Genomic DNA, 17,278 nt, shown 5'->3' with positions numbered 1-17,278 from the left:
TGGGCGGTGTCCCGCGGCGCCTTTCATGCGACGGCTGCTCGCGCGGGTGGCGGCGCTGCTGATCGGCGGCGGCGTGCTGGCGTCGGCGCCGGTGCCGTCCGTGGTGCATGCGGACGATGCGCTGCCGCCGCTGCATGAAGCCGGCCTTGCGGCGGCCGCGCCCGAAGACGTCGGCGTGGAGTCGCGCAAGCTCGTCGAGCTGTCGCGCTGGATTCGGGAGCAGAAGCTCGACGTGTACAGCCTGCTCGTCGTGAAGGACGGCAAGCTGATCTTCGAGCGCTACGGGGCGAACGCGTCGCGCGATTCGACCTACGAACTGTATTCGGTGACGAAGGCCGTGACGTCGCTCGTCGCGGGCATCCTGGTCGGTCGCGGTGCCGTGCATCTCGACGAGCCGGTGGCCGCGCGGCTCGCCGCATGGCGCCCCGATCTCGGCGACGCGCTCGCGGACAAGCGCGGCATCGAGCTGAAGCACGTGCTGTCGATGTCGAGCGGCCTGCATTACGACTTCAGCCCGAAGGACGACCCGATCTACTACACCGCGCCGGACCGGCTGAAGCTCGCCGCGTCGGCGGCACCGAAGGTCGCGCCCGGCACCACGTTCGAGTACACCGACGTGAATCCGATCCTCGCGTCGGCGATGCTGAGCGCGGCGGCCGGCGAACCCGTCGAGCGCTATGCGCAGGCGCATCTGTTCGGCCCGCTCGACATGAAGCGCGCCGCATGGGAGCGCGCGGACCGCACGGGGCTCGTATCGGCCGGCTGGGGGCTGCGGCTGCGCGCGGTCGACATGGCGAAGATCGGCATGCTCGTGCTCGACGGCGGGCGCTGGCAGGGGCGTCAGGTCGTGCCGCAGGTGTGGATCGCGCAGATGACGTCGCCGCGCGTGTCGCCGCATTTCGGCTACTACTGGTGGATCAACAACATCGTCGCGAGCGAGCCCGAATTCGACGCGATGGGCTTCAAGGGGCAATTCATCACGGTGCTGCCGAAGCGCAATGCAGTGATCGTGATGACCGGCGTGCTGCCGGTGGACGGCGGCCTGCGCGACGCGGAGAACGTGAAGCTGTTCCGCCGGATGGTGAATGGCTACATCCTGCCGGCACTCGATGGTGGCAGTGCGTCGGGGCAGGATTCCGGCGGCAGCGGCACGCGTGCGGCGCTGCGCGACGAGCTTGAAGCGAGCGCGCGCACCGCAGGCGTGCCCGGCACGCAGGTCGATCCGACGGATCTGCCGAAGTAGCACCGGGCGTGCGTTCGGCTTGCCGCCGCGGGCGAGCCGAACGCACGCTGCATCACGTCACGCCAGTTCGCCCAGGCATGCGTCGAACTGCGCGACGAGCGTATCGACGTCGTCGGCCGTCGTTTGCGGGCACACGAGCATCATGTTGTGGAACGGGGTGATCAGCACGCCGCGGTTCAGCAGGTACAGATGCACGATGTGCTCGAGCTCGCTGTCGAGCTGTTCGCCCGCGATCGTGCCGTTGCGCGGCGGCACGGGCGTGAACTGGAACTCGGTGCGCGCGCCGATGCGCGTCACGCACCACGGCAGCCCGTGTTTCGCGATCGCCCGTTCGAGCCCGGTCGCGAGTCGCGCGGCCAGTTCGAACATGTACGCATACGCGGCATCGGTCGCGACTTCGGCGAGCGTCGCGCGCATTGCATGCATGGCCAACATGTTCGCGGTGAGCGTCGTGCCGATCCCGGAATGGCCGGGCGGCGCGTTCAACTTCGCCTCTTTTGCGCGGGCCGCGAATTCGGCGCTGAACCCGTAGACCGCGCACGGTACGCCGCCCGCGATCGGCTTGCCGACCACCAGCGCGTCCGGTTCGAGACCGTGCGCGGCCGCGTAGCCGCCGGGGCCGCTGCTGATCGTGTGCGTTTCGTCGATCACGAGCAGCGTGCCGTAGCGGCGCGTCAGTTCGCGTGCGGCTTCCCAGAAGCCCGGATCGGGCAGCACCATCCCGATGTTCGTCATCGCCGGCTCGGCGAGCACGCACGCGACGTCGCCGTCCTTCAGCGCCGTTTCGAGCGCGTCGAGATCGTTGAACTCGACGACGCGCGTGTTCGCGAGCAGGTCGTAGGACTGCCCGAGCAGGCTGTCGCGCTGCACCGGGCGGCCGTCGACGAGATCGACGAATACGTCGTCGACCGTGCCGTGATAGCAGCCGTTGAACACGACGATCGTATTGCGGCCGGTGGCCGCGCGCGCCCAGCGCAGCACGAAGCGGTTCGCGTCGCTCGCGCTCAGCGCGAATTGCCAGACCGGCAGCTTGAAGCGGCGCGCGAGTTCGCGCGAGACCCACGCGGCGTCCTCGCTCGGCAGCATCGTCGTGTAGCCGCGCGTCGCCTGCTCGGCAAGTGCGCGCGCGACCGGCTCGGGCGCATGGCCGAACATCGCGCCGGTGTCGCCGAGACAGAAGTCCGCGTAACGATGACCGTCGACGTCGATGAACGTCGCGCCGCGCGCCTCCTTCACGACCAGCGAGAACGGCGTCGACCAGTCCTGCATCCAGTGCAACGGCACGCCGAACAGCAAATGCTCGGACGCTTCCGCGGACAACGCGCGGGAGATCGGCATGGCTTCGGTGAATGCACGGCGCTCGCGATCGAACAGTGCGCGGGCGCGGATGAGGTCGACTCCGTGGCGGGAAGGCAAAGGCAACTCCTGGGCTGTGAAGATGGGGAAACGATAGCGTGGCGAACGGGGGGTGAACAGACGCGGAATCACCGAAACCGATGCGCATGTGAATGCGGCATGTTCGCGGCGAATTTCGGGTATGAGGTTTCGCGCCTATCGTAGTGGTATGCCGTGGCGCATGCGGTCCGCTGGAAGGCATCGTTGCTGGTCGAGCTGCTTATCCGACATCGGCGAGGAAGACCGTGCCGCGGTCAGGCGTGATCGGGCAGGGACTTTCAATCGAAGTTTGTGCGCATAAATATACGACAACGTATCTCTCTGCTTCTGTGTGAGTGTGCGCTCACATATGTGAAATTAAACTGGAGGCAGAATTTTCCCTGATTTCGGCCGCGTCTGGATCACGCAACGTAGTATGACGACGTATAAGTCGGAGCGTGCCGCAGCGACGTGAAGGACTCGCCCGTGAAAGACATCACACTGCCGAAAGGCATGAATCTGAAGGGCGGCCTCTACGGCAGCGCGCTGCGCGCGGACGGCTCGATCAACGTGCGCGTGCCGCTCGTCTTCGTCACGCAGGCGGCCGGCAATCCGTCGGCCGCGCAGGGCGGCATCGTCGCGTTCGACTACAACGGCATGCCGCCGACATCCGCCGGGCAGGCGATCAACACGACGATCACCGACGAGCGGTGTCGTAACGGCGTGGAAGAGCGTTCGCGCGCCGCCTGCCGGTGCGCGCGAACGCGACGCGTCATGCCAGCGTCTTGACCATGTGGTGTTCGTCGTAGAAGCGGCCGTCGACGAACAGCGAACGCGGTTCCGTGCCGAACCGGACGAACCCCTGCGACGCGTACAGCCGTTCCGCGGTGCCGTTGATCTCGTTCACGCACAGGACCAGTTGCGTGCACTGCCACGCTTGCGCTGCGTGCGCGGTCGCGCTGTCGAGCAGCGATTGCGCGATGCCGCGCCCGCGATACGCGGCGTCGACGAACACGCCCCAGATCGTCGCCTTGTGCGCGACCTTGGCGCGCGCGTCGCGGCGCACGCCCGTGATGCCGACGAGCGTTGCGTCGTCGAACGCGCCGAACACGGCGCGCTCGTGGGTCGGGGTGATGCGCGCCGCGAATTCGTCGATCGGGACGCCTGCTTCTTCGTCGCGGGTCGGCAGGAACGAGGTCGGCGACGTGTCGACCGCGCGGAGGCGGACGGACTGGAATTGCGCCGCGTCGGCGGCGTCGAGCAGGCGGATCGTGATCATCGGTCGGGATTGTCGTTGGTGTGCCGGGATATCGGAATCTGCGGCGCGACGCGCGGCTGGGCATCGGCAATGCTAAGCGGAAACGCGTGCAGTTGCTTGTGCGATCGACGTGCCGCAGCGGCATGCGCGAAGCAACACCGCATCGATGTGCGAAGGGCGGTGGAGATGACGGGTGGAGAATCGATGAGCGTTCGCGGTGTCTGCAGGCAATCGCGCACGCGGCGCCGCACGAATGCTAGCGGAAACGAGCCGGATGCGGACGTACCGGCCGCTGCATTCGATGCGAGGCCGACCGCGGGCGCCGCGCGACGTGACGAGCGTGACGACGCCGTGCCGTGCGCGACAAGCATGCCGTGCTGACGGAAGGAACGGGATGAAGCGATGCGCGCCCGTGCGCTGCGCCGAAGCGGCGCACGGTGTCGGACGCGCGAAATACCGACGCGACGTGAGGCGTCTGCGATGCGCCCGATCAGCTCAGGCGCATGCGCCCCACGTCAATACCGCGACAGCTGATTGCCGTTGATCTGGACGCGATCGCCCGGGCGCAGGTTGCCCGGCGACTGTACGTCGAACGAGCGCGTCGAGCCGTCGCTGACCTGCACGTCGATCCGATAGCTGCTTGGCGGTTGGGCCGCGCCCATCTGCTGGCCGATCTGGTTGCCGGCGACTGCGCCGCCGAGCGCGCCGATCACGGTGGCTGCATCGCGGCCGTGGCCGCGGCCGAACTGGTTGCCCACCAGGCCGCCGACCAGCGCACCGACGACGGTGCCGGCGACGCCCGACGTGCCGATCGAGCCGCTGATCGGCTGGATGTTCGCAACGGTGCCGTATTGCGTGCCGTAGCCGTTGCCGTACTGGCCGCCATAAGACTGCGGGTTGCCGTATTGGTCGTACTGCGGCGCCTGGCTCGGATACGCCGGCTGCTGCACGTAGCCGGGTTGCGAATACGCGGGCTGCGCGTAACCGGGCGTTGCGTATTGCTGCTGCGGATAGCCCGGTTGCGCGCCGTAGTAGCCCGGCGCGACACAGGCGGTCAGCGGAAGCGCCGCCACGGCGACGAGCGATGTGAACAGAACGGTCTTCGTGGAAGGCATGCGCATCATGATGTTTCCTGCATCGGCAACGTGTTCGCCGACGAATTCCGGGACGGGTGGCGAACTCGGCGTGAGTATAAGGAAAGGGCGGATGCGCGTCCGGTGCGGCCGGGTAACAACGTGTAAAGTCTGTTGCCGCGCAAATCGCGGCCGGGCGCGGCGGCGCGATACGCCCGGCCGCGCCCGCGCCGGCGCACGCTTATCGGCAATGCGGGTGCCGCCCCGATGATCGCACCCCATCGCCGCGCCAGGCCCGACGGCCGCCCGTCCGCGCATCGCGAAATCGAATGCGCCGTATCGCGACATTTAATTGGCCACTGGCCGCCCTGTCCGATATCGTGACCGCATTCCCTGCCAACGGTCGGGCCGTGCCGCCGCGGTTCTTCCGCCGTCCGCGCCGGCGTCGCGCAGCGACCGCCCCACACATTCCGAGTCATGACCGATCGCTTCTTCACCAACGCCGTCGATGCCGGCGGCCAGCCCGTCAATCTCGCCGTCCATGACGGCCGCTTCGTCGCGATCGGGGCCGATTGCACGGCCGCGCCCGGCGCGGAAACGATCGACCTCGGCGGGCGCGTCGTGCTGCCAGGCTTCGTCGACGGCCACATCCATCTCGACAAGAGCTTCGTCGGCGACCGCTGGGTGCCGCACGAACCGGTCGGCTCGCTGCGCGAGCGGCTCGCGGTCGAGAAGCGCCAGCTTGCGGCCGCGCCGCCGATCGTCGAACGCGCGAATGCGCTGATCGCGCAGGCCGCCGCGTTCGGCACGATCGCGATGCGCAGCCACGTCGACGTCGACGCGACGACGGGCCTGTCGAACCTGCAGGCCGTGATGGCCGCGCGCGAACAATGGCGCGGGATCGTCGACATCGAACTGGTCGCGTTTCCGCAGGCCGGCGTGGTGACGTGCCCGGGCACCGCCGCGATCCTCGATGCGGCCGTGCGCGAAGGCGCGGACGTGGTCGGCGGGATCGACCCGACGACGCTCGACGGCGACGCGGACGGCCAGCTCGACATCGTGTTCGGCATCGCCGAGAAGCGCGGCGCGAAGATCGACATCCACCTGCACGAACCGGGCGAAACCGGCATCGCGCAATTGTTGCGGATCGCGGCGCGCACGCGCGCGGCGGGGCTCGGCGGCCGCGTGAACGTGAGCCACGCGTATGCGCTCGGCCAGGTCGATCATGGCGACGTCGAGCATGCGGCCGCGGCACTCGCCGACGCCGGCGTGTCGATCCTGACCAACGCGCCGGGCGACTGCGCATTTCCGCCGGTGCGGCAACTGCGCGATGCGGGCGTGCACGTGTTCGCCGGCAACGACAACATCCGCGATGCGTGGTGGCCGTACGGCAACGGCGACATGCTGCAGCGCGCGATGATGGTCGGCTACCGCTCCGGTTTCTACACCGACGAGGCGCTCGGCATCGCGCTCGACATGGCGACGCATGCCGGCGCGCGCGCGATCGGCAAGGCCGACTACGGCATCGCGGTCGGCTGCGACGCGAGCTTCGTCGCGGTGCGCGCGCCGAATGCGGCGGCCGCCGTCGCCGGCGTGCCGGCCGAACGCTGGGTGTTCCGACGTGGCGAAAGCGATACCGGGGCGCCGTTCGCGCCGGCACAGCGTTTCACGCGATAACGACCTGACTGCCGTCGCGGTGCGTGCATCGTGACGGCCTTGCACTGACCGACCACACCGGAACCGACATGACGAACCTGCTGATCCGCAACGTCCGCACGCGCGCCGACGAAGTGCGCGACATCCTGATCGAAGGCGAGCGCATCGCGCGCGTCGGGCCGTCGCTCGACGCGCCCGCCGGCTGTGCGATCGAGGACGGCGCGCGCGCACTCGCGCTGCCCGGCCTCGTCGAAGGCCACACGCACCTCGACAAGACCCACTGGGGGATGCCGTGGTATCGCAACGCGATGGGGCCGCGCCTCGTCGACCGCATCGAGAACGAACGCAACTACCGCGCGACGAGCGGCCATGATGCCGGCGCCGCATCGCTCGCGCTGTCGCGCGCGTTCCTCGCGGCCGGCACGACGCGCATCCGCACGCACGTGGACATCGACACCGAGGCCGGGCTGCGGCATCTGCACGGCGTGCTCGCGACGCGCGAGACGCTGCGCGGCCAGGTGGAGATCCAGATCGTCGCGTTTCCGCAGTCGGGCGTGCTGAAGCGACCCGGCACCGCCGCGCTGCTGTCCGACGCGCTCGGCGTGGGCGCCGACCTGCTCGGCGGGCTCGACCCGTGTGCGATCGAAGGCGATCCGGTCGAGGCGGTGGACGTGCTGTTCGGGATCGCCGAGCGTCACGGCCGCGGGCTCGACCTGCACCTGCACGAGCGCGGGTCGATGGGCGCGTACTCGCTCGACCTGATCCTGCAGCGCACCGCCGCGCTCGGCATGCACGGCAAGGTCACGATCAGCCACGGCTTCTGCCTCGGCGACATCCCCGAGCGCGAGCGCGACGCGCTGCTCGCGCGGATGGCCGAACTTGGCGTCGCGATCGTCACGACCGCGCCGGCAGCGGTGCCGGTGCCGCCGGTCGCCGCGTGCCGCGCGGCCGGCGTGACCGTGATCGGCGGCAACGACGGCGTGCGCGATACGTGGACACCGTACGGTTCGCCCGACATGCTCGAACGCGCGATGCTGATCGGCATGCGCAACGATTTCCGCCGCGACGACGCGCTCGAAGTCGCGCTCGATTGCGTGACGTACGGCGCGGCACGCGGCTGCGGCTTTGCCGACTACGGCCTGGAGGCGGGCAAGCGTGCGGACGTCGTGCTCGTCGATGCGCTGACGTTCGCGGAGGCCGTCGTCGCGCGGCCGACGCGGCGGCTTGTCGTGTCGTCGGGGAAGATCGTCGCGCGCAACGGCGTGCTGGTCTGAGCCGAGCGCCGCATCGTGCCGGTATGATCGGACCTTCTTCAGCCTGATCTCCGGGGAGATGACGATGCGATGCACTCGCACGAGGGCGGCACGCGCCGCCAGATGGATGGCCGCGGCAACGTTCGCGGCGACCGCCGCGCATGCGATGGCGGCCGGCCCTGATGACGCGCGGCAGGAGGCGAATCGGCGCACAGTGCTCGCGTTTTACGAGAAAGGCCTGAACGACAAGGATGCGGATGCCGCGCTCGCCTATGTCGGCGACCGATACGTGCAGCACAATCCGAACGCGGCCGATGGTCGCGACGGCTTCCGCAAGTTCGTCGCGTTTCTGCGCGACAAGTATCCGCAGTCGCACAGCGAGATCAAGCGGTCGTTCGTCGACGGCGACTACGTGATCCTGCACGTGCACGCGGTGCGCGAACCCGGCACGCGCGGCAGCGCGATCATGGACATCTTCCGGCTGGAGCACGGCAAGATCGTCGAGCACTGGGACGTGAACCAGCCGGTGCCGGAGCAGGCGGCGAACGGGAACACGATGTTCTGACGCGCGTGCAATCCCCGGTTACGCGGTTGCTCGGTCAATACCGACCCGCATCGCCGCGCTCAATCCTCTTCGTGCTCCAGCATCGCCGCGAGCGCCTTCGTCAGTTCGCTGACCATCGGATCGGCCGTCGGCCGATGCAGGATCGCGATGTCCATGTTCTCGATCGGCGCGAAGCCGCCGTGTTCCTCGGTCAGCACCACGTGGTCGTCGGTCACCACGCGCGCGGGCAGTACGCTGATGCCGAGCCCGTCCGCGACGGCCGCCTGGATGCCGCTCAGGCTCGACGTCGTGAAGCTGATCCGCCAGCGGCGGCCGCGTTCCTCGATCGCCTTGATCATGTCGTCGCGATAGAGCCCGCGCGGCGGAAACACGACGATCGGCACCGGATCGAGCTCGAGCGTCGGATGTTGCGCACTGTCGATCCAGCGCAGCTTCTCCGGCCAGCGCACCACCGCCTCGCGGCTGTCACGCCGCTGCTTGATCAGCACCAGATCGAGCTCGCCGCGATCGTAGGCCGCGCAGATGTCGCGGCTCAGCCCGCACATCACCTCGAGCTTCACCTGCGGATGATCGCGCTTGAACGCGGCGAGCGCATGCGTCGTGCGGCCCGCCGCGAAATCGTCGGGCACGCCGAGCCGGATCGTCAGCGCGACGGTCGCGCCCGACAGCGCTTCCAGCATCTCGTCGTTCAGCGCGATCATGCGCCGTGCGTAGCTGAGCACCGTCACGCCGGCGTCGGTCGGCCGCACGTCGCGCGTGCCGCGGTCGAGCAGGCGATGCCCGGCGATCTCCTCCAGCCGCCGCACCTTTTGGCTGACCGTCGACTGCGTCGAATGCAGACGCGCGGACGCGGTCGTGAAGCTGCCGCAGTCAGCGACCATCACGAGCGCGCGCAACAGGTCGAGGTCGAACAAAGGTCTATTCATATCGGCACTTTTTCGGCTTGCAGCATTTCATTTTCAAATACGCGCGACGATTTTTAACATGGCCCGAGTCCGTGGGCAATCGCGGTTTCGCCGGACCCGGCGCCCGGGGGACCGGCTGCGCGGCGCGGCTGATTGCGGTGCACGGCGGCGATGATGTGGAAGCGCCGCGGGTGGGTATGAACGCCGATCACGTGAGTCGCTTCGACCGCAGCATCGATGCGGTATAGGTCAGAAGCGCGGTCCAGGCAACTCGCGAAGGGCGGCGTTCCGATTTGCCGGCGATTTCCGGTCGTCCCGGCTTGTGGATATTCGATCGAATACGCTCTTCGTTGGCTGTGCGCATTACCGGGTAAACGCCTGAACACGCGCAAACTCCAGGCAAGTTTCTATATTTGATGGGTTAGATCGCTCTTTTTGCGCGATTTCTCCGCGTCATTCCCGCCCGTCCACTCCACCTTCATTCCTTCGGCTTGCGCTCGAAAATCGAGCGGTCTAGACTGCATCGCAGTTTCATCGAAGTCCCAGTCTTTCGCGTACCGCGCCGGGCCTGCCGGCACGACGCTCCCCAACGGACGCCCGGCGCTCACCCGCCGCGTCGAGACCACAAGGACACACCATGAACCGCACTGCAAAGCTCGTCGTTTCCGCGCTGGCGTTCGCGCCGCTCGTCTCGGTCGCGCAGGACACGGCGACGATCCGCTGGGGCATCGATCCCACCTATCCGCCGTTCGAGGCGAAGCAGCCCGACGGCTCGCTCGCCGGCTTCGACATCGACCTGCGCAACGCGATCTGCGAGCAGTTGCGCGCGAAATGCGTGTGGGTCGAGCAGGGCTTCGACGGGATGATTCCGGCGCTGCGCGCGCGCAAGTTCGACGTGATCATGTCCGCGATGACGGCCACCGACGAGCGCCTCAAGCAGATCGACTTCTCGATCAAGCTGTACGCGTCGCCGGGCGCGCTCGTCGCGCCGGCCGGCTCGAAGCTGCTGCCGACCGCCGCGTCGCTCGCCGGCAAGCGCGTCGGGATCGACCAGGGCACGACGCAGGAGGCGTACGCGAAGGCCGAATGGGCGACCAGGGGCGTGACGATCGTGTCGTACCAGAACCAGGACCAGGTGTATCAGGATCTGGTGAACGGCCGTCTCGACGCGACGTTCCAGGACAAGACGCAGGCCGGCTATTCGTTCCTGAAGACACCGCGCGGCAAGGGCTACGCGTTCGCCGGCCCCGACGTGACCGACGTGCGCATCACGGGCTACGGCGTCGCGATGGGCGTGCGCAAGGGCGATGCCGAGATGAAAAAGCGGCTCAACGACGCGATCGCCGCGATCCGCGCGAACGGCACGTACCAGAAGATCGCCGCGAAATATTTCGACTTCGACATCTACGGCGCGAAGCAGCAGCTGACCGCCGCACCGTGACCCCGTGACTCATTCAATCGACAGGCAAGCCATGACGAGCATCCAGGACCGCGTCGCAACAGCCGTGACGCCCGAACTGATCGCCGCCTTCCGTGAAGAAGGCGCGGTCTGCATCAAGGGCATCTTCTCGCCCGACGAAGTGGCCGCGCTGCGCGCCGGCATCGATGCGAACCTCGCGCAGCCCAGCGAGCGCGCGAAGGTCGCGAGCCGGCCCGACGACCCGGGCTGGTTCTTCGAGGACTTCTGCAACTGGCAGCACAACGACGCGTACCGCGACTTCATCGTGCGCTCGCCCGCGCCGTCGGTGGCCGCCGCGCTGATGGGCACGCGGGCGGTGCGGCTGCATCACGACCATCTTCTGGTGAAGGAGCCCGGCACGCGGCAGCGCACGCCGTGGCATCAGGATCAGCCCTACTACAACATCGAAGGCGACGACAACGTCAGCATGTGGATTCCGGTCGATCCGGTGCCGCTCGAATCGACGCTGGAATTCGTCGCGGGTTCGCACCGAGGGCCGTGGCTGATGCCGCGCACGTTCATGGACAAGGAGGCGAAGTGGTTCCCGGAAGGCAGCCTCGCCGACCTGCCCGACATCGAGGCCGACCGTTCGGCTTTTCCGATCCGCCACTGGGCGCTCGAGCCCGGCGACATGGTGTGCTTCCGGATGCTGACGCTGCACGCGTCGGGGGGAACGCAGAACCGCCGGCGCGCGTTTTCGATCCGCTTCGTCGGCGACGACATCCGTCATGCGCCGCGCCGCTGGAAGACGTCGCCCGATTTCCCGGGGCTCGCGGACGAACTGCCCGACGGCGCGCCGCTCGAGCATCCGCTGTTTCCGGTCGTGTGGTCGCGCGGCGCGGGGCAGGTCGGGGCGATCCGAGCGTAAGCGGCGGATAGCGACGACATCAAGTGACATCACGCGCGCGGCGACTGTTTCGCGATGAAGCGGTCGCCGCGCGTGGTCGTTTTCGAGGGGCGGGGAAGGTTCAGGTCTGGTGCCGCCCGGCGCCCGGCTTGAAGCGCGAGCCGAGGCGGTAGCGGTTGCCCGGATGCAGGAAGTGCACGAACGTGACGGGCAGTCCGTTCGTCCAGGTGCGGCGCGTGAGCGTGAGGCACGGCTCGTCGGCGCGCATGTCGAGCAGCCGCGCCTGTTCGCCGGTCGGCAGCGACGCGTCGACTACGTGCTCGATTTCCAGTTCGTAGTGCGACACGTTGTTGAACAGGTATTCGGACGGCGGCTCGGCCTGAAAATCCTGATCGATGAATTCGGGTGCGGCGGCCGGGTTCACGTAGCGATCCTCCAACTGGATCGGGCGGCCGTTTTCCTCGTGCACGCACACCACGTGAAAGACCGGCGTGTTGACCGCCAGCCCGAACGCGGCTGCGACGTCGAACGACGCGGGCTCGCGCGACTGGCTGAGCACGCGGCAGCGATACTCGTGGCCGCGCGCGCGGATCTCGTCGCGGATGTGCGCAATCATCAGCAGGTTCGACTGCGGCTTCACCTCGGCGACGAACGTGCCGACGCCCGCGATGCGTTTCAGCACGCCTTCCTCGGTCAGCTCGCGCAGCGCGCGGTTGACCGTCATGCGCGCGACGCCGAATCGCGCGGCAAGATCGAGTTCGGACGGAATGCGATCCCCCGGGCGCCAGTCCCCCGCGTCGACATTCTGGCGGACGAGCGTCTTGATCTGCTGGAACGGAGCGGTGGTCTTCGTGACCATCGGGGGACCCTCGGGGAAAGGCGACCGCGAAATTCTATCCCGGATCAGGTTGCGGGCAGTTCGCGAATGTCGGCCGTCGGCACCGAACCGAACGCGTCGCTCAGTGCATAGCCGATCAATTGCCGTGCGGCCGCCTCGGGCGTCGACAGCGCGCCGCTCGACTTCAACTGGTCGAATTTCTCGCGCATCGGGAAGTTCGCTTCGCTGGTCGAGCGGATCGTCGCCTGCATGCCCGTATCGACGACGCCCGGCGCGACGCTGCAGATCCGCAGCGCGCGGTTCGCGTCGAGCGTGACGGCGCGCGCGTGATGGTCGAGCGCCGCCTTGGTCGCGCAGTAGATGCTCCAGCCCGCATACGCGTTGCGCGCGGCGCCGCTCGATACGTGCAGGATCCGGCATTCGGTCGGCGCCACCGCCGACTGCACGAGCGCGGCCGACAGCATCAGCGGCGCCGCGACGTTCAGGCCGATCGCGCGCGCGACGAGCGCCGGGTCCTGCGCGTCGAGCGAGCCGATCGGATCGACGATGCCCGCGTTGTTGAAGAGCAGCACGATCGACGCGCCGTCGACGAAGCGGCGCAGCGTGTCGACGGCGAGCCAGGCCGCGACGGCCGAGGTGTCCGACAGGTCGAGCTCGATTTCGGCGAAGCGGTCGCCGGCCTGCGCGGCGAGCGACGGATGACGGCGGCGCGACACGCCAAGCACGGCGATGCCTTCCTGCAGCAATTGTTCGGCGAGCGACGCGCCGAGGCCGCGCGTGTGTCCGGTGACGATGGCGCGCACGTGTGGCGCTGAAATGGATGCGGTCATGGCGGTGAATGAGTGAACGGATGAAGCGTGTTGACGCGTGGCGCGCATGCGCCGCGGCACGGCGTGCGGGGCGGGCGATGCGCGGCGCTGGCGTGGCGGGCGAAGTCGGCCGCGTGCGGCGCGGCATGTCCAAAAGTGAACGCGTATCGTAGCGCCGGCCCGCGCGACGCGCAAACGCGGGGTGCCGCCGTGCGGCCGATACGTTGGACGAAAGCGGACTGCGGCAAGTCCGCACGCCATCGCCGCGCGTGGCGCGGTGCCCCGCGTCGCGAGCTATCATATGGCTCGCCCGTTCGCGACGCCGGACGGATTCGCGACCGCTTCCTTTCACTTGCTGCACGCTGCGACGCATCCATGAACACCACGCCGGACATGCCCACGCCACGCGCCCTGCGCGAACTCACGCCTCTCGAGGCCCGCATTCTCGGGGTGCTCGTGGAGAAGCAGCACACCGTGCCCGACACCTATCCGCTCTCGCTGAATGCGCTGACCTCGGGCTGCAACCAGAAAACCGCGCGCTCGCCGGTGATGAACGTCAGCGAGGACGAAGTCACGACCGCGCTCGACGGGCTCAAGCACCTGAGCCTCGTGATGGAAGGAAGCAGCAGCCGCGTGCCGCGTTTCGAGCACAACATGAACCGTGTGCTCGGGATTCCGAGCCAGGCGATCGCGCTGCTGACGATCCTGCTGCTGCGCGGCCCGCAGACGGCCGCCGAACTGCGCCTGAACAGCGCGCGCCTGCACGGCTTCGCGGACATCTCGTCGGTCGAGGCATTCCTCGACGAACTCGCGGCGCGTGCGCAGCCGCTCGTCGTCCGGCTGCCGCGCGCGCCCGGTGCGCGCGAGAATCGCTGGATGCATCTGATGTGCGGCGAGGTGAACGTCGCCGAATTCGCCGGCTCGGATGCGGGCGGCGGTGCGGATTCCGTTCCGCCGTCCGAGTTCGAGGCGCTGAAGGCCGAACAGAAGCGGCTTGCGGATGAAGTGGCCCGGCTGAACGCGCTCGTTCAGCGGATGGCGACCGAACTCGGGATCGACGTCGATACCCCAGGCGACGCAGGCTGACCGCCCGCCCGAGCCAACTCGACACCGGCGCGGATGAGGGCGCGCCGGGTGACGGGCTCGCCTCCCGACACCGCTCGAATCCGCGCTACCAGCGGCATCCCGTCTTCTCGGACGCATCGACGTCCTGCGCCCACGCGAAATCGGTCTTCTTGCCGGTGCGCGCATTGGTGTACGTCATCGAATAGACGATCGCACCCTGGCTCATCATCTCGTATTCGCCGTTGATCCTGCCGCCGACCATTTCCCACCACGTCGTCGTGAACTGGTACGGGCGGCCTTCCGCGAGTACCTCCTGATCCACGTGCTTGAACAGAAGGGGAATCGCCGTCTTCGATTTCGCGTAGCGGACGACGCCACCTTGCCACTTCGCCACGTCGTCGTAATACGTGCGCAACTCGAAGCGCACGGGTTCGTCGCCGGTCGTCCTGAAGCACAGCACCTCGGTGCTGACTTCGGCCGATGCAGGCAATGCGATGCACAGCAGCAACGCAGCAAGTGTCTTTTTCATGTTTGCGTGTGAGTTGTGGATGGAAGGCAATTCAGCCGACGGTGATCCGCGTTGCGCCCGCGTCGACGAGCCGGAACAGCAGGTCCTCGACGGCCGCGCCCGACGCCGAACCGAGATCCGCGTTCACGCGCCATCCCTGCTCCGTGCGCGCCGGTCCGGACAGATGGTGAACAATGCCGCGCAGGCTGTCTTCGGCCGGCACGCCTTCGTCGTGCCGAATACGGGATGACGACGCCTGATTCGACCCGCGCGGCGCTCAACACGCCGTCGACGGGCCTCGTGCCGTCCAGCACGGTCGCGATGATCGGCTATTCCGGCGGTGCGATCGCGACGAACTGGGCCGCGCAACTCGCACCGAGCTATGCGCCGGACATCAGCAAGCAACTCGTCGGCGCGGCCGAGGGCGGCGTGCCGGTCGATCCCGCGCACAACCATGCGGGCGCGATCGCGTCGTGGGTAGCCGGGATGCCGCCCTGGCGCTACAACCGCTTCGACGGCACGACCGCGCCGAGCAATTGCGCGCTGACGGCATTGTTGCCGAGCAATTCGCTCGCGCCCGAGACGCTGCACTAGCCGCCACGCGCATCGACACCGATCGCCGGGCGATCCTTCGCGGATCGCCGTCTTTCATCCGGCGCCTTGACGCCGGTCGCCTTCCCCCGCCGCGCCTCGCTGCCGCCACGCCCGAGTGCCATAATCGAGCCTGCACATCATTCCAGACGTCCCCGGAGAACCCCCATGCAGAACCTCGACAATCCTTCCCACGATCGCGAGGTAGGCAGCGCCGACGCGACGCAAGATACCACGCGCATCGACGATGTCCGCATCGGCGCCGTGCGTCCGCTGATCTCGCCCGCTCTGCTGCAGGACGAACTGCCGGTGCCGGCCGCCACGCAGATGCTCGTCGAGGACACGCGCCGCGCGATCGGCGACATCCTGCACGGCCGCGACGACCGGCTGCTGCTCGTCGTCGGCCCGTGCTCGATCCACGACCACGACCAGGCGCTCGACTACGCACGTCGCCTGAAGGCCGCCGCCGATGCGCTGAAGGACGACCTGCTGATCACGATGCGCGTGTACTTCGAGAAGCCGCGCACGACCGTCGGCTGGAAGGGCTACATCAACGATCCGCGTCTGGACGGCAGCTTCCGCATCAACGAAGGGCTGCGCGCGGCGCGGCAACTGCTGCTCGACATCAACGCGCTCGGCCTGCCGGCGTCGACCGAATTCCTCGACCTGCTGAGCCCGCAGTACATCGCGGACCTGATCGCGTGGGGCGCGATCGGCGCGCGCACGACCGAGAGCCAGAGCCATCGCCAGCTCGCATCGGGGCTCAGCTGCCCGATCGGCTTCAAGAACGGCACCGACGGCGGCGTGCAGGTCGCGTCGGACGCGATCGTCGCCGCGCGCGCGAGCCACGCGTTCATGGGGATGACGAAGATGGGCATGGCCGCGATCTTCGAGACGCGCGGCAACGACGACGCGCACGTGATCCTGCGCGGCGGCAAGAACGGGCCGAACTACGACGCCGAACACGTCGAGGCAAGCTGCGCGGTGCTGCGCAAGAGCGGGTTGCGCGAGCAGGTGATGGTCGATTGCTCGCACGCGAACTCGAACAAGTCGCATGAGCGGCAGATCGAAGTCGCGCAGGATCTTGCGCGGCAACTGTCGCAGGGCGAGCACCGGATCGTCGGCGTGATGGTGGAGAGCCATCTCGAGGCCGGGCGTCAGGATCTGAAGCCCGGCGTGCCGCTGCAGTATGGCGTGTCGATTACGGATGCGTGTCTGAGCTGGACGCAGACGGAGCCGGTGCTGGACGTGCTGGCGGAGGCGGTGCGGCATCGGCGAGTGTATTCGCGCAATGCGTGAGGTGACGGCGGCGGGTTGATGCCCGCCGCCGTCGTGGTCGGCCCATCGACGAAGACGGGTGCCGAGCGAGTTGTTTCATCCGTCTCGTGTGCCGCGCCACGCGAAATCCTCGTGCGCGCGCGGCCCGCGGCACGTCGCATATCGGCGGTATCCCAACGACTGGAATCGCGGCGACGCCGACGAGACGTTCGTTCCGCCGTGTCGCGACCGTTGCGCCGACCGCTCGCCGGCGCGTCGCAATTTGTCAGTCGCATGCGCCCGAGGCGCCGTGCGGCGAGCGGCCGCGCTGTGTGGGATTCCGCTGATACGAATCCCGTGGCCACCGGCAAAATTTAAGATAATTCCTAAGGCATCTGTCTGAAATCGGATTGGATGGACGGCCGATTTGCGGATCGTCGGATAGAGTCGACACATCTGCAAACCTCAACCGACGGCGCATGCCGTGCATGGTCTCCGATGCACTTGCTACGGCCGCCGTATCGTACATGGAAGGTCGTCTTATCGCGTACCGCGCCGCACCGCGCCTGCTCTTGCG

16 protein-coding genes and 2 pseudogenes are annotated in these 17,278 nt (G+C 68.0%); 10 read left to right on the top strand and 8 right to left on the bottom strand.

All coding sequences use genetic code 11. From position 1 onward, the window contains the following. The first annotated feature begins 25 nt into the window (after positions 1 to 25). A complete protein-coding gene (locus ACV22W_RS14380) occupies positions 26 to 1,243 on the top strand; it encodes a serine hydrolase domain-containing protein (RefSeq protein WP_448020018.1) in 1,218 nt (405 codons plus the stop codon). A 57-nt stretch (positions 1,244 to 1,300) separates the two neighbouring features. On the opposite strand, the gene ACV22W_RS14375 is transcribed toward ACV22W_RS14380, so the two are convergent. After that, the gene (locus ACV22W_RS14375) at positions 1,301 to 2,659 is read right to left on the bottom strand and encodes an aspartate aminotransferase family protein (protein WP_448020017.1); all 1,359 of its coding nucleotides are present in this window, start codon (positions 2,657 to 2,659) and stop codon (positions 1,301 to 1,303) included. Between the two features lie 444 nt (positions 2,660 to 3,103). Between ACV22W_RS14375 and ACV22W_RS14370 the strand changes: the two genes are divergently transcribed. Next, positions 3,104 to 3,406 (top strand): hypothetical protein, encoded by a 303-nt coding sequence (locus ACV22W_RS14370; protein ID WP_448020015.1) that lies wholly within the window; start codon positions 3,104 to 3,106, stop codon positions 3,404 to 3,406. Here ACV22W_RS14370 and ACV22W_RS14365 read toward each other — a convergent pair. Next, positions 3,390 to 3,896, bottom strand: coding sequence for an N-acetyltransferase family protein (locus ACV22W_RS14365; protein ID WP_448020014.1), 507 nt, complete (start codon positions 3,894 to 3,896; stop codon positions 3,390 to 3,392). The genes ACV22W_RS14370 and ACV22W_RS14365 overlap by 17 nt on opposite strands. 494 nt (positions 3,897 to 4,390) lie before the next feature. After that, positions 4,391 to 4,999, bottom strand: coding sequence for a glycine zipper 2TM domain-containing protein (locus ACV22W_RS14360; RefSeq protein WP_448020013.1), 609 nt, complete (start codon positions 4,997 to 4,999; stop codon positions 4,391 to 4,393). A gap of 426 nt (positions 5,000 to 5,425) precedes the next feature. On the opposite strand from ACV22W_RS14360, the gene ACV22W_RS14355 reads away from it, so the two are divergent. The 3 genes from ACV22W_RS14355 to ACV22W_RS14345 all read left to right on the top strand — a co-directional run bounded on the left by ACV22W_RS14355 (position 5,426) and on the right by ACV22W_RS14345 (position 8,422). Beyond that, positions 5,426 to 6,625: an amidohydrolase family protein gene (locus ACV22W_RS14355; protein WP_448020011.1), complete on the top strand. Its 1,200-nt coding sequence runs from the start codon at positions 5,426 to 5,428 to the stop codon at positions 6,623 to 6,625. A gap of 68 nt (positions 6,626 to 6,693) precedes the next feature. Next, on the top strand, positions 6,694 to 7,878 hold the full coding sequence (locus tag ACV22W_RS14350; protein WP_448020009.1) for an amidohydrolase family protein: 1,185 nt from the start codon (positions 6,694 to 6,696) through the stop codon (positions 7,876 to 7,878). Between the two features lie 106 nt (positions 7,879 to 7,984). Further along, the gene (locus tag ACV22W_RS14345; protein ID WP_448020007.1) at positions 7,985 to 8,422 is read left to right on the top strand and encodes a nuclear transport factor 2 family protein; all 438 of its coding nucleotides are present in this window, start codon (positions 7,985 to 7,987) and stop codon (positions 8,420 to 8,422) included. A gap of 59 nt (positions 8,423 to 8,481) precedes the next feature. Here ACV22W_RS14345 and ACV22W_RS14340 read toward each other — a convergent pair whose 3' ends face one another. Further along, positions 8,482 to 9,348 (bottom strand): LysR family transcriptional regulator, encoded by an 867-nt coding sequence (locus tag ACV22W_RS14340; RefSeq protein ID WP_448020006.1) that lies wholly within the window; start codon positions 9,346 to 9,348, stop codon positions 8,482 to 8,484. Between the two features lie 616 nt (positions 9,349 to 9,964). Here ACV22W_RS14340 and ACV22W_RS14335 point away from each other — a divergent pair. Both ACV22W_RS14335 and ACV22W_RS14330 read left to right on the top strand, forming a co-directional pair. After that, on the top strand, positions 9,965 to 10,768 hold the full coding sequence (locus ACV22W_RS14335; RefSeq protein ID WP_448020004.1) for an ABC transporter substrate-binding protein: 804 nt from the start codon (positions 9,965 to 9,967) through the stop codon (positions 10,766 to 10,768). Positions 10,769 to 10,799: 31 nt separating this feature from the next. Then, complete coding sequence (locus ACV22W_RS14330) at positions 10,800 to 11,654, top strand: phytanoyl-CoA dioxygenase family protein (RefSeq protein WP_448020002.1); 855 nt, start codon at positions 10,800 to 10,802, stop codon at positions 11,652 to 11,654. Between the two features lie 100 nt (positions 11,655 to 11,754). Here ACV22W_RS14330 and hutC read toward each other — a convergent pair whose 3' ends face one another. Both hutC and ACV22W_RS14320 read right to left on the bottom strand, forming a co-directional pair. After that, positions 11,755 to 12,492, bottom strand: coding sequence for a histidine utilization repressor (gene hutC, locus ACV22W_RS14325; protein ID WP_448020000.1), 738 nt, complete (start codon positions 12,490 to 12,492; stop codon positions 11,755 to 11,757). Between the two features lie 44 nt (positions 12,493 to 12,536). Then, the gene (locus tag ACV22W_RS14320; protein ID WP_448019999.1) at positions 12,537 to 13,301 is read right to left on the bottom strand and encodes an SDR family oxidoreductase; all 765 of its coding nucleotides are present in this window, start codon (positions 13,299 to 13,301) and stop codon (positions 12,537 to 12,539) included. Positions 13,302 to 13,655: 354 nt separating this feature from the next. Between ACV22W_RS14320 and ACV22W_RS14315 the strand changes: the two genes are divergently transcribed. Further along, a complete protein-coding gene (locus ACV22W_RS14315; protein WP_448019997.1) occupies positions 13,656 to 14,366 on the top strand; it encodes a YceH family protein in 711 nt (236 codons plus the stop codon). 85 nt (positions 14,367 to 14,451) lie between these two features. Here ACV22W_RS14315 and ACV22W_RS14310 read toward each other — a convergent pair whose 3' ends face one another. Beyond that, positions 14,452 to 14,874, bottom strand: a complete 423-nt coding sequence (locus ACV22W_RS14310) for a hypothetical protein (protein ID WP_448019995.1) — start codon at positions 14,872 to 14,874, stop codon at positions 14,452 to 14,454. 31 nt (positions 14,875 to 14,905) lie between these two features. Next, positions 14,906 to 15,085, bottom strand: a pseudogene (locus tag ACV22W_RS14305) (hypothetical protein); the annotation flags it as partial. A 5-nt stretch (positions 15,086 to 15,090) separates the two neighbouring features. Here ACV22W_RS14305 and ACV22W_RS14300 point away from each other — a divergent pair. Further along, positions 15,091 to 15,447: pseudogene (locus ACV22W_RS14300) on the top strand (lipase family protein); the annotation flags it as partial. 165 nt (positions 15,448 to 15,612) lie between these two features. Beyond that, positions 15,613 to 16,743, top strand: coding sequence for a 3-deoxy-7-phosphoheptulonate synthase (locus ACV22W_RS14295; protein ID WP_448019994.1), 1,131 nt, complete (start codon positions 15,613 to 15,615; stop codon positions 16,741 to 16,743). The last annotated feature ends 535 nt before the right edge of the window (positions 16,744 to 17,278 follow it).

This window comes from Burkholderia sp. AW49-1, assembly GCF_053427845.1.
Note: the sequence above shows the minus strand (reverse complement) of the source record. Positions and strands in the feature narration are given on the sequence as shown.

Coding starts and splice junctions, on each gene's coding strand:
- ACV22W_RS14380 (WP_448020018.1), top strand. CDS start 26: ATGCGACGGCTGCTCGCGCGGGTGGCGGCGCTGCTGATCGGCGGCGGC.
- ACV22W_RS14365 (WP_448020014.1), bottom strand. CDS start 3,896: ATGATCACGATCCGCCTGCTCGACGCCGCCGACGCGGCGCAATTCCAG.
- ACV22W_RS14360 (WP_448020013.1), bottom strand. CDS start 4,999: ATGATGCGCATGCCTTCCACGAAGACCGTTCTGTTCACATCGCTCGTC.
- ACV22W_RS14355 (WP_448020011.1), top strand. CDS start 5,426: ATGACCGATCGCTTCTTCACCAACGCCGTCGATGCCGGCGGCCAGCCC.
- ACV22W_RS14350 (WP_448020009.1), top strand. CDS start 6,694: ATGACGAACCTGCTGATCCGCAACGTCCGCACGCGCGCCGACGAAGTG.
- ACV22W_RS14345 (WP_448020007.1), top strand. CDS start 7,985: ATGGCCGCGGCAACGTTCGCGGCGACCGCCGCGCATGCGATGGCGGCC.
- ACV22W_RS14340 (WP_448020006.1), bottom strand. CDS start 9,348: ATGAATAGACCTTTGTTCGACCTCGACCTGTTGCGCGCGCTCGTGATG.
- ACV22W_RS14335 (WP_448020004.1), top strand. CDS start 9,965: ATGAACCGCACTGCAAAGCTCGTCGTTTCCGCGCTGGCGTTCGCGCCG.
- ACV22W_RS14330 (WP_448020002.1), top strand. CDS start 10,800: ATGACGAGCATCCAGGACCGCGTCGCAACAGCCGTGACGCCCGAACTG.
- hutC (WP_448020000.1), bottom strand. CDS start 12,492: ATGGTCACGAAGACCACCGCTCCGTTCCAGCAGATCAAGACGCTCGTC.
- ACV22W_RS14320 (WP_448019999.1), bottom strand. CDS start 13,301: ATGACCGCATCCATTTCAGCGCCACACGTGCGCGCCATCGTCACCGGA.
- ACV22W_RS14315 (WP_448019997.1), top strand. CDS start 13,656: ATGAACACCACGCCGGACATGCCCACGCCACGCGCCCTGCGCGAACTC.
- ACV22W_RS14310 (WP_448019995.1), bottom strand. CDS start 14,874: ATGAAAAAGACACTTGCTGCGTTGCTGCTGTGCATCGCATTGCCTGCA.
- ACV22W_RS14295 (WP_448019994.1), top strand. CDS start 15,613: ATGCAGAACCTCGACAATCCTTCCCACGATCGCGAGGTAGGCAGCGCC.